This window comes from Aequorivita sp. Q41 (assembly GCF_039831855.1).
GTDB lineage: Bacteria > Bacteroidota > Bacteroidia > Flavobacteriales > Flavobacteriaceae > Aequorivita.
The window spans coordinates 109174-118154 of sequence record NZ_JBDPMS010000004.1; the positions used below are offsets into that span (position 1 = coordinate 109174).

10 protein-coding genes are annotated in these 8981 nt (G+C 30.3%); 2 read left to right on the forward strand and 8 right to left on the reverse strand.

Going from position 1 to position 8981, the window contains the following annotated elements:
• Positions 1-76: 76 nt before the first annotated feature.
• Together ABJ955_RS13065 and ABJ955_RS13070 are read right to left on the reverse strand one after the other, a co-directional pair.
• Positions 77-958, reverse strand: coding sequence for a hypothetical protein (locus tag ABJ955_RS13065; RefSeq protein ID WP_347375077.1), 882 nt, complete (start codon positions 956-958; stop codon positions 77-79).
• Between the two features lie 185 nt (positions 959-1143).
• Complete coding sequence (locus ABJ955_RS13070; RefSeq protein ID WP_347375078.1) at positions 1144-2148, reverse strand: hypothetical protein; 1005 nt, start codon at positions 2146-2148, stop codon at positions 1144-1146.
• A 315-nt stretch (positions 2149-2463) separates the two neighbouring features.
• On the opposite strand from ABJ955_RS13070, the gene ABJ955_RS13075 reads away from it, so the two are divergent.
• Together ABJ955_RS13075 and ABJ955_RS13080 are read left to right on the forward strand one after the other, a co-directional pair.
• A complete protein-coding gene (locus tag ABJ955_RS13075) occupies positions 2464-3381 on the forward strand; it encodes an ABC transporter ATP-binding protein (protein WP_347375079.1) in 918 nt (305 codons plus the stop codon).
• Positions 3382-3385: 4 nt separating this feature from the next.
• Complete coding sequence (locus ABJ955_RS13080; RefSeq protein ID WP_347375080.1) at positions 3386-4171, forward strand: ABC transporter permease; 786 nt, start codon at positions 3386-3388, stop codon at positions 4169-4171.
• 256 nt (positions 4172-4427) lie between these two features.
• On the opposite strand, the gene ABJ955_RS13085 is transcribed toward ABJ955_RS13080, so the two are convergent.
• From ABJ955_RS13085 to ABJ955_RS13110, 6 genes are all read right to left on the reverse strand, one after another.
• Positions 4428-5153: an SIP domain-containing protein gene (locus ABJ955_RS13085; RefSeq protein ID WP_347375081.1), complete on the reverse strand. Its 726-nt coding sequence runs from the start codon at positions 5151-5153 to the stop codon at positions 4428-4430.
• A 4-nt stretch (positions 5154-5157) separates the two neighbouring features.
• Positions 5158-5910 carry a DUF4405 domain-containing protein gene (locus tag ABJ955_RS13090; protein WP_347375082.1) on the reverse strand — a complete coding sequence of 251 codons (753 nt, stop codon included), beginning with the start codon at positions 5908-5910 and terminating at the stop codon, positions 5158-5160.
• 162 nt (positions 5911-6072) lie between these two features.
• Complete coding sequence (locus ABJ955_RS13095; RefSeq protein ID WP_347375083.1) at positions 6073-7062, reverse strand: MFS transporter; 990 nt, start codon at positions 7060-7062, stop codon at positions 6073-6075.
• A 49-nt stretch (positions 7063-7111) separates the two neighbouring features.
• Positions 7112-7543: a MarR family transcriptional regulator gene (locus ABJ955_RS13100; protein WP_347375084.1), complete on the reverse strand. Its 432-nt coding sequence runs from the start codon at positions 7541-7543 to the stop codon at positions 7112-7114.
• A 131-nt stretch (positions 7544-7674) separates the two neighbouring features.
• A complete protein-coding gene (locus tag ABJ955_RS13105) occupies positions 7675-8592 on the reverse strand; it encodes an IS3 family transposase (RefSeq protein WP_347375088.1) in 918 nt (305 codons plus the stop codon).
• Positions 8493-8927, reverse strand: coding sequence for a helix-turn-helix domain-containing protein (locus tag ABJ955_RS13110; protein WP_347375085.1), 435 nt, complete (start codon positions 8925-8927; stop codon positions 8493-8495). The genes ABJ955_RS13105 and ABJ955_RS13110 overlap by 100 nt, the downstream gene beginning before the upstream one ends.
• Positions 8928-8981 lie beyond the last annotated feature (54 nt).

Genomic DNA, 8981 nt, shown 5'->3' on the forward strand with positions numbered 1-8981 from the left:
AGGCTTTAGCAATTATGGCTGGATTTGGACATAGTCGAATCCACCGTAATTGCGTTTATACATTGTTAGCAATAGTTTATTTCTCCATAAACCATTTCTGAACAGCATTTTTATTTTTAATTTTACCTTTAAACCGTTTACTATATATAGTTCTGTCAAGTTTAATATCTAATGCGGTTTCTATTTCCTGAATAACTTCTTTTAAACCTCTCAAAGAGGGTTCTGTTTTTAAAGTATAATTCTTTCGTTTTTTTTCAAGTTTGATTTCATTTTTTGAAAGTGTTGGCCACCAAGCAAAAATAGTTTTATTCCAATTTTTTAGTTCAATCTCCCAACATTTTTTGTCTCGGAGTGGATAAACTGAGATGGTTATTCTTAAACGATTTTCTTTTTCTTTATCTGTCAAATCATTACCAAATCGGAATTTTCCATCTGTAGATATTTCAAAAAACAAAGCCCAATTATTGTCGCTTGGTAATTCTAGCCCTATTTCCTTTGCCCATTTGTATGATTCTAACTCATTTTGCTTAGATAAGAAGTAGTTTTCAATATCTTTAGTCAATGGTTCGTAGGCTGGATCTTTAATAAACTCCAGTATTCGCCTAAATAGAAATAAATCATTGTGTTCTGTTTTAAGAAATTGATTTCCTAAATTTATAGGGAATTTCCTTGCCTCTTCTATATTAGATAACGCCAATAAACATATGCTATACCAATAAGAAACTATATCAAACGGATATTTACTTTCTTCAGGATATTTGTAACCATCCAATACCTTTAGAACAAAGTTTACTAAAAAATCATTAGATGCAAAAGATATCATTCGCTCAAATTCTTTTTTGTTTGTTGGAACGTGGATATAAGATTCTAGCCGTTTTGAAAATTTCAAAATTTCCTTTTGCTCAGATTTTGAGAGATTTACTACACTTTCATTTATTTTGTTAATTAATTCACTCATTATTTGTCAAAATTATTGCCAACGTTTGGTATAAGCGCAGTAGCGGGATTGACGCACATAATTTAGCAAATACAAACCAAATAGAAAATCCGAAGTCTCGGAACGCGAGCCCCGAAGCTTCGGGGTTCGTAAGTAAGCGAGAACTAGCCATTAATTATACACGTTGTTGTGCGTTCGTTTTTTTATTAATAATATTCGATTTTTCTTTTTACTAAAACGACTGGTTTGTCGTTCTTAAATTTCTGTTTTTCTATCCAATTTTCTTTTTTATCAAATTTGTATTTGCTAATCCAAACATCACTTTCTGTATCGTTATTTGGTGACCTTGAGAATTCAATAGTATTTCCATATTTATCAAATTTTTGAGTAATCACAACAAAAGAGTTACTACCTTTCGGAATCCATTGTTCTTCAATTAAACAGCCATCAGAATCGTACTTTTTAAGAACTTGTGTATAGTCTGTTTCATCAAAAAAGTTATTCTTGATTTCGATAACTTTTGAGTCGTTGTCATATAAATAGATGTTTTTGTAATTCAAAGTGTCATAAGAACGAAATTCTGTGATTTTTTCAGTTAACAGTAAATTTTGTTCACTATAACTTCGTGATATTAATTTAGATGGTTTTGATTTTTGTATGTAAGTATTTTCGTTGATTATATTTCCTGATTTATCGTAGTCAACTTTATAAGTCATTTGAATTGTATCACTTACATAATCAGTTCGTTTAACTCTTCTGTTTTTTTCGTCTCTTTTAAATATCATTTTTCTTTCCAAATCATCATTTTTATAAATGACTTTTGTCAGACTGTCTTTTTGATTGTAATCATACTCATAAATCACAGATGGTGAATCTTCATTATTATATTTTTCAGTTAGTTTGGTAAGTTTTTTAGATGAATCATAAAAGTAATTTAATTCACTTTCATAAGTTTTCTCGTAGGTTAAGAATCCAATACTGTTGAACTCTTTTAAAGAGTAGCTATCAAAGTCAAAGTTGTTTATTCCCTGACCTATAATAGTAGAATCATTTTTTATTTCAAAATTGTATAGGTTTGTTTCGATAGATTTCACCTTTCCTTTCAATCCATATTTAGATATATCATTTTTTTCGGCTGATATGCTCGTGGATTTAGAACAACTTAAAATTGAAAAACAAATTATTATTAAAATTCCGAATGTTTTTTTCATATGTTGCCTAACGGTCTTATATATGAAAAATAGCGCTGTTAATAAGCGATATTTTTCAGATTAATGGTAAGCCGAATTTTTAAATTTTACTAATTATTTTATTTTTGGGAATTTGTCAAATTTAAAAATTTGGCGACTTTCCAAAAATGCCCGAACCTCTGTGTTATCAAAGACTCGCGCTATTTTTTATATACGTTGTTGTGCAACGTATTATTCCCACGTAATGTATAAAATCATTCTTGCTTTATCTAATAGTTTGTTACATTTTCCCTCTTTAATCGTTATGATAATATACCAACCTATTAAACTTTAAAAATGAATCAACTTGTTGTACAAACCAAAAATCTCAATTTTTCATATTCCAAAAATAAGAAAGATATTGAAGATTTAGAGCTTAAAGTTCCCAAGGGAAGTATTTATGGTTTTTTAGGTCCAAATGGCTCAGGGAAAAGTACCACCATTCGACTAATTCTTGGTCTTTTAAAGAAAAACTCTGGAACTGTTGCTCTTTTTGGGGAACTCTTTAATGGACAATCAAGACTTAAAGTTTTGAATAAAGTAGGTGGCTTAATAGAAAATCCGTCTTTATACGAGCATTTAAATGCGATTGATAATTTGAAAATATCTGCCAACTACAGACAGAATATATCGTCAAGTAGAATTTTTGAAGTATTAGAGATTGTAAACCTAACTAACGCTAAAAACAAAAGAGTTAAAGAATATTCACTAGGAATGAAACAACGTTTAGGATTAGCAATTTCTTTATTAAGTAATCCTGAACTAATCATTTTAGACGAGCCAACAAATGGATTAGACCCGAAAGGGATTATAGAAATGCGTACCCTTATTAAAGACTTAAACAAAAAGTTTGGGACAACAATTTTTATTTCAAGTCACTTGTTAAGTGAAATTGAGAAAACCTGTACACACGTTGGTATTATTAGAAATGGTAAAATGTTATATCAAGATACTGTGGCAAGTTTAAAAGAATCTAAAGGAACAAATATCAAATTAGAAATAGAAGTGGATAAGCCTATTGAAGGAATGTCTGCACTTAAGAATTTGAAAATGGAAAACATTTCGTTGCTTGATGGTTTTATACAAATTGAAGTGAAAAGTAAAAATGAAATAACAAATGTGATAGATGTTTTAAGAACTGAGAGAATTAATATTTATCAGGTATCTATTAAGAATAATTTAGAAGAACTCTTTTTATCATTAACCGAAAATTAATAGTATGTCAACAATATTATATTATACCGCAAGCTTAAAAAATGAACTTATTAAGTTAAAACGAACATTTGCTTTTTGGCTTACAATTATTAGTGCAGTCCTTTTTCCTATATTATTTATTGTAGCTTACATTTTTGAGCGTGAAACTTTAGTTCCGGCAGCAGGAATAAATCCTTGGGAAAAATTTATGGTTACTCAAATTGAAAATTCTACTCCCTTTTTTATACCAATGTTTATTGTTTTAATAACGAGTTTGATTATGCAAATAGAGCATAAATATTTAGGAATAAAACATCTATTTACATTGCCTGTACCCAAATCGAGTATATATTTTGGAAAATTAAGCATTGTTATTCTAGCTATAATGGTTACTTATTTATACTACTATATAGCAATTCTCTTATCAGGTGTTTTATTAGGTTTTGTTTATCAAGATTTAGGGTTTTTAAATTTTTCGCCTGAACATTTGAGATACATTAAAATGTTAATTACATCTTTTGTGGCTTCTTTTGGTATTATTGGAATTCAATTTTGGTTAAGTTTCAGATTTAAGAACTTTGTTATTCCTTTAGGCTTTGGAATGTTTTTAGCTATTATAGGTATCATCGTTTCACAAGCTCCACAACAATCCATTTATTTTCCATACTCGTTTAGTGTTTTATCAGTTTCTTTGGGTGAAAAAATGCCTTTAATTTTTGGTATTTCCTCTGTTACTATATTCAGTATTGTGTGCTTTTTAATAACAAGTGTTTTTGGTTATTTAAATATAAAGAAGTTAAATATTAAATAAGCAAAAAGTAAATAATTTTAATGATTATTCACTTTGTTTGCGGGTGCAATTGTGGGCAACGGTTAGTATATGAAAAGTAGGGCGGTTGATAAGTACTACATTTCGGATTTAACACTTAGCTAAATATAAATATTTTGTTTTTAATTTTCGTTTAAATGCAAAATTTTATATTTGGCGGACTTTGTAGATAAACACAGAACTTTGGAGTTAGCACAAAAGCCCTATTTTTTATATACATTGTTAGCGGTATGGGCTTTTACTCCAAGCCTTTTTTGGCAGGATTCCAGAAAGGTTTCGTTTTAATTTGTTTGGTATTCCATTTTAGCTCATTTCTTAAGTATTTGTTTATAGCAATGCAGAGCCTACTGTCTCCAGCAATATAAGCCATTTTTTCACCTTTAAGTTTTGGTATTAAATTTTCTATTTGAGCTATTATTTCTTTCGGATTATTCTCTTCAATATCGTAAAAATTAAACGGTGTGCTATTGTTTATATCAGGATATAATTCTGAAACGTTTTTGTTGTAAATAATGCTTTCTATTTTTTTATCTTCAGATAAATATCTGTTAATAATGTATAAATGCGATAATGCAGATAGGTCGCCAATCATTAAATAGCTATTTGCAGTAGTGTCTACGGTAAATTTGCCTGTTTTGGTTTTGTAATAAACGGTGTCGCCTACCATACAGTCTTTCGCCCATAGTGCACCAATTCCATTGCTGTGCGTAGCTATGGCAAGACTAAAGGTGTTTAAATCTTTGTCGATATCCCAAATAGAATAGCTTCTGACCATATCATTTTTTGAGTTTGCTTTTTTACCAATGCCCACACCTAATCGTATAAAGCAACCAGGCACAAAGTCCATCGTTTTTACAGCGTCACTTTGTATTTGAATTTTATAAACGCTTTCGGAGAGTATTTCTTTGGATGTTATTACTCCTTTATCCATTATTGTTTTCATTATGTTTTCTAATAGTGCCATACTGTTAATTTTTAAATTTTGTTTTTATTTTAATAATGAGTCTGGTCAAAACAGCCGGAATGCAAAGCAATACGCTTACTTTAACCAATGGCAATACATATATTAACCATTGTTTGGGTAGTTTTTCAGAATCTGTGGTTTTGTTTTGAATACTATTTAAATTTATATTTTCTGCCCAAGATGTAAATTCAATAAGCCAAATACTTAATGAAAGAATAACACTGATAGAAACTAGTAATAAAAGTGATGTTTTGTGTTTTTTAAGAATGTTTATGAATTGTTTTATATGATGAAAATCCGATATGAAGTGTAGTTTTTTTTTGGTATTTACAATCCATTTCCAATGTAAAGCTAAATGGATACCTAAAAAAACGATGAATAAAGTTGCCGAAGCATTGTGTATCATAGTCCAAAAAGGAGTGATTTTAAAATGGATACCTATTGAAGGTAAGGCCGATTCTGAAATAACAATTCCAGAAACTGTTACTATCAACATTATTATATATAAAACCCAATTAAATATGTAATCAAATTTTATTTTTCTTCTGATTAGCTTTTTAGAATGGGTAATAATCCAATTCCAATTAATAATTAGATGCAAGAAGAAAGGTAATAAGATGATAAAACTTAACCATTCATGTATAGCAATTCCTGTACTTTGTGGAATCAGTACAAGAATCATTAAGACAAAGAAAAACAAGTCTAAAAAGCCACGTGTTTTTGAGGTGTTTTCTATATTTCGTTTTGACTTTTTCATCGTGTTTTAGACATCGTTTTTGTTGTTACAAAATAGATAATGGAAAACATCAATAAAATACCACTAACGGCTATAAAACTATACTGAAGCCCTAAAGCATTTTGTATAGGTTGAATAGCTATGGGAGACATAAACATTCCTAAAAAATTGAATCTTGTTAATTTACCAATGTATTTTCCTCGCTGTTTTGGAGGCACTAAAGACATAATCCACATTAGCATTAGGGATAAGCGAACCAATACCAAAACCAACTACAATCACACCAACTATTGCCATAAGATAGCTTGAACTAAAACCTATAATAAGATATCCCAAAGCCATCAACATAAACCCTAAAATATACATACTTAAAAAGCTTAGTTGTTGTCTTATTTTTTTAGAAAGTATGGCAGAAATCGCTAAAGATATCATCATGATTCCGATGGCTACACCCACTAAGTTTGCATTAATACCAGTAAAAGTTTTTAGTAAAAAAGGAAGCTGAACAGGTATGATATAAAAGAAAAGAAGCGTTAAAAACGAACTGATATATACAAGCCAAATTTGGTTACTTACCTTTAAATCGGATTCGTTTTTTATTTGCTTTAGGTGATGTTTGGGTTCGTGTAAATAGAAAGGAACTAAGAGTAAAACAATAAAAGCGAAGCCATATACTAAAAAGGTGTAGTGCCAATTAATATCTGCTAAAAAAACAGCGGCAGGAATAAAAAGTAAACCACCAAGTGCATTAAATGCACCTTGTAAATCCATAAAATGTTCTCGTTTTTTCCCTTCAAAATAATCACCAACCAAGGTGGTAGAGGTGGTCATTATACCAGCAACTCCAAGACCTAAAATAACACGACCTAACAGTATGAGGTATAAATCATTGAGCCAAAACCCAGATGTTCCTGCAAGTGTATAAATAACTAAAGAAACGATTAAAACTTTGATTCTACCTTGTTTGTCTATAATACGTCCAGCAAAAGGCGCTATGATAGCAATGGTAAGAGCCGGAAGTGTCAGCATTAATTTTGTTAAAGCTTCTACATTTTCTACCGTGTTAAAGGCGCTACTTATTGCTGGCAAAGAAGGAGCAATGATTGCGTTGGCTAACATGGTAAGCATACTTGCTAACAGTAAAGTTATTTCTAAGGGTTTCTTGGTATTCATGTTTTGTTATCTATAAACGTTGATTAGTCAACAATTGAGTCAAATTTTTTTAACTGATATTATTAAGTAATTTATTAAGAAGTAGATTTAATTTTTTTGCTTCTGTTTCGGTAAAACAACTAAGCGCTTCTTTTACCGTTTCTTTAGATGCTTTATTAAAAACTTGAACCACCTCTTTACCTTTTTGAGTTAGTGTAATGATGTATGCTCTAGAGTCTTGTCCTGCTTTACGAGTTACTAATTTTTTTACTTCAAGATGATCTATTAATCGTTTTATTGCGGCTCTATCTTTATGTTGTAATTCGGCAAGTCTGCTTTGATTCATTTCTCCTTCATTAGAAATTAAAACTAATAAACGCCATTGTTCAGGAGTTGTATTAAGCCCTGTGTATTTAAATCTAGCATGTAACTTCTGTTGTAATATTCTAGAAATAGTGGTTGTTAAATAGCCAACCGAATCTGTAAATACATATTTTTCCATTTCAATAATGTTGATTAGTCAACAAATATAGTCAAAAAAATTAATTTGTTTTATTGGACAGTGTTTTTTGTATTATACTGAAATAGGTTGACCTTTTTATTGTTGTTTTTTGACTATTCAAAACGATGTTTTTAAATCGTTAGTTCAGATAAATTTACATAATTTTTTCGATAGGATTTATATTTGATGTTAGGGTTTAAATGTACTTCTGCGGGTTTTCTTAAGTTCAGGCTAAAATGTGTTCTATGATTGTTATAGATATACACAGCTTGATCGGTCATTTTTTGAGCCAGATCTGTGTTTTTCATAGTTTGTTTTAATCCATATTCGTATTTAAGGGTTCTGTTAATTCTTTCAGCAATAGCGTTTTCATATGGGTCATATTGTTCGGTCATACTCATTGTGATATTGTTGTCTTCAGCAAATGTTGTGTATTTAGGATTGCAATACTGGAAGCCTCTATCAGAATGATGAATGAGCTTTCTATTAGGGTATTTTCTATTTTTAATAGCCATAGCGAGTGCCTCTGTACAAAGAGATGTTCTCATATGGTTATCGAGTTTATAGCCCATAATTTGCTTAGAATAGGCGTCTGTTACTAATGCTAAGTAGTTGTGTCCGTTTTGTGTTTTAATATATGTTATATCGCTCACCCAAAGCTGTTCTGGTCGATTAGGAACGTGGTCTTTTACAAGGTTCTTATATTTTTTGTACATATGGTTTGAGTTTGTAGTTGTGATGTAATTTTTAGTTTTGGGAATCAAAAGATTATTTAGTCTAAGGAATCGATAGAACTTGTCTCTACCTATTTTAATATCAGCGTTTATAAAGTCTTGTTTAAGTGCTGCATGTAGTTTAATTCCTCCAGTTTTAGAGCCTACTTTTTTACGGTAGTCCTTGACCATTTTAATCATTTTTTGATGCGCTATTTCTTTTTTCTGTTGCGTTCTTAGTCTTTTGTAGAAGGCTTGTTTAGATATCCCAAAACATCCATAGAGCCATTTTCTTTTATACGCTGTTTTTTCTTTAACGCTATCTCTTTTGCTAATGTTTTGGGCAAGGACTTTTTTGACATATCGACGCCTGTAATAAGTTCCATATCAGCGATAATGTCCTGTTGAAAGTCTTTTTGGAACTCAAGTTCTTCGATCTTTTCCTTTAACTTTTTAATCTCATCGTTTTTACTCATACCTGTATTTTGTTGCACTAAGGTACTGTATTTTCGCAACCAATAGGAAATAGTGGTTCTGGGAACGTCATATTTTTTAGAAGCTTGGTTATTGGATAATTGTCCGCTAAGGATTTGGTCAACAACTAAAAGTTTGGTCTCTAAAGTTGCTTTTTGATAGCTTTTTTTTCGCCAGTGTTCATTTTGTGTTTTCATAAGTGACTGTAATTAATTGCTTAATTTTTAGTCAACCTATTTCAGGAAAGTTCA

Coding starts and splice junctions, on each gene's coding strand:
- ABJ955_RS13065 (WP_347375077.1), bottom strand. CDS start 958: ATGAGTGAATTAATTAACAAAATAAATGAAAGTGTAGTAAATCTCTCA.
- ABJ955_RS13070 (WP_347375078.1), bottom strand. CDS start 2,148: ATGAAAAAAACATTCGGAATTTTAATAATAATTTGTTTTTCAATTTTA.
- ABJ955_RS13075 (WP_347375079.1), top strand. CDS start 2,464: ATGAATCAACTTGTTGTACAAACCAAAAATCTCAATTTTTCATATTCC.
- ABJ955_RS13080 (WP_347375080.1), top strand. CDS start 3,386: ATGTCAACAATATTATATTATACCGCAAGCTTAAAAAATGAACTTATT.
- ABJ955_RS13085 (WP_347375081.1), bottom strand. CDS start 5,153: ATGGCACTATTAGAAAACATAATGAAAACAATAATGGATAAAGGAGTA.
- ABJ955_RS13090 (WP_347375082.1), bottom strand. CDS start 5,910: ATGAAAAAGTCAAAACGAAATATAGAAAACACCTCAAAAACACGTGGC.
- ABJ955_RS13095 (WP_347375083.1), bottom strand. CDS start 7,062: ATGAATACCAAGAAACCCTTAGAAATAACTTTACTGTTAGCAAGTATG.
- ABJ955_RS13100 (WP_347375084.1), bottom strand. CDS start 7,543: ATGGAAAAATATGTATTTACAGATTCGGTTGGCTATTTAACAACCACT.
- ABJ955_RS13110 (WP_347375085.1), bottom strand. CDS start 8,927: ATGAAAACACAAAATGAACACTGGCGAAAAAAAAGCTATCAAAAAGCA.